Annotated in this window: 1 protein-coding gene; it reads left to right on the top strand. The window is 73.4% G+C overall.

Annotated elements, in window-relative coordinates:
• Positions 1-274: 274 nt before the first annotated feature.
• Positions 275-1,649, top strand: a 1,375-nt coding sequence (locus tag ACIBEC_RS47770) for a DUF1906 domain-containing protein (RefSeq protein WP_360510324.1), incomplete at its 3' end; no start/stop codon positions are given.

Genomic DNA, 1,649 nt, shown 5'->3' with positions numbered 1-1,649 from the left:
GGCCTCCGACCCGGGCCAGACCGGAAAGCTCTACCTCTACAAGGGCACCGGCAGCGGCCTGAGCTCCCGCACCGAGATCGGCTCCGGCGGCTGGTAGACCGCGCACCGGCTCCGCCGGCCGACCCCGGCCGGCCGCTGAACCCGGGGGTGGGACCGCGACCGCCGTGCGGACCCACCCCCGCCCTCCCCCCTCACCTTCCCGCCCTGCTGCGTGCCGCCCTGCCCGGGTCCGTCCCCGGGCGGCTCCGCCCTGCCCGTCTCCTTGGAGAGATCCGTGCACCATCACCGTCTGAGGGGTGTCGCCTCGCTCGCCGTGGCGGCCGCTGCCCTCACCGCTGCCCTACCACTGGGCCCGGCCGCCCAGGCGGCCGAGCCCGCCGCTGCCGGTCAGATCGTCAAGTCAGTTACCTACCATGGGCTTTCGCTACAGGTGCCGTCGAGCTGGTCGGTGGTCGACCTGGCCCAGGCGCCCGGCACCTGCGTCCGGCTCGACCGGAACACCGTCTACCTCGGTCACCCCGGCGCGGACCAGAACTGCCCGACCCACCTGATCGGGGAGAAGGCGGACGCACTGGTCGTCGAGACCTTCGCCGGCGCCGCCGAGCGGGCCGACCTCGCCACCGTCGCGGTGCCCGCCGGCCACGGCGTCCCGGCCCTGCCGGACAGTGTCGGCCGGGAGGCGCGGGTGGCCTTCGAAGGCGCCGGCGTCTATGTGACGGCCAGTCACGCCTCCTCCTCGGCCGCCGCGGTGCAGCGCGTCCTCGCGTCCGCCTCGATCGACGGCGGCGCCACCGCGGCCCCGGCGCCCCGGCCGCCGAAGGCCGTTCCCGGCGCCCTCGCCGCGCCCGCCGCGGCGTCGGCGGCCGAGTCGGCGACGCCGAGCACCGGCTACACCGGCAAGGCGTTCGACGCCTGCGCCGCCCCCTCCTCCGGCGCGATGGCGGACTGGGCCTCCTCGCCGTACCGGGGCGTCGGCATCTACATCGGCGGTCCGACCCGGGTCTGCGCGCAGAACAACCTCACCGCGTCGTGGGTGGCGCAGCAGAGCAGCGCCGGCTGGCACCTGCTGCCCATCTACGCAGGCACGCAGGCCCCGGGGATCTCCTCCTCGGACGCCGAGGGCCAGGGCCGGGCCGCGGCGGAGGCCGCCGTCACGCTGGCCAAGGGCCTGGGCTTCACCACCGCCACGGTGCTGTACGTCGACATGGAGGCCTACTCCTCGGGCTACCGCACCAACGTGCTGAACTACCTGTCGGGCTGGACCGGCCGGCTGCACGAGCTCAACTTCCGCTCCGGCGTCTACAGTTCCTCGTCCAGCGGGATCAAGGACATGGTCGGCGCGTACAACTCGTCCAGCTTCGCCCGCCCCGACGTGGCGTGGGCCGCGAACTGGAACAACGCCGCGGACACCGACGACAGCTACATCCCGGACGGGTACTGGTCCAACCACGAGCGCGTCCACCAGTACGCCGGCGACGTCACGGAGTCGTACGGCGGGACCACCATCAACATCGACCGGAACTACGTCGACGTCGCCGCCAGGACCTCGGTGAACGACCCCGGGATGACCGATCTGACGGCGGGTGACTTCAACGGGGACGGCAAGAAGGACCTGGTGGCGGTCGAGGTGTCGACCGGCAAGCTGTTCT

Source organism: Kitasatospora sp. NPDC051164 (assembly GCF_044455625.1).
Taxonomy (GTDB): Bacteria; Actinomycetota; Actinomycetes; order Streptomycetales; family Streptomycetaceae; genus Kitasatospora.
Note: the sequence above shows the minus strand (reverse complement) of the source record. Positions and strands in the feature narration are given on the sequence as shown.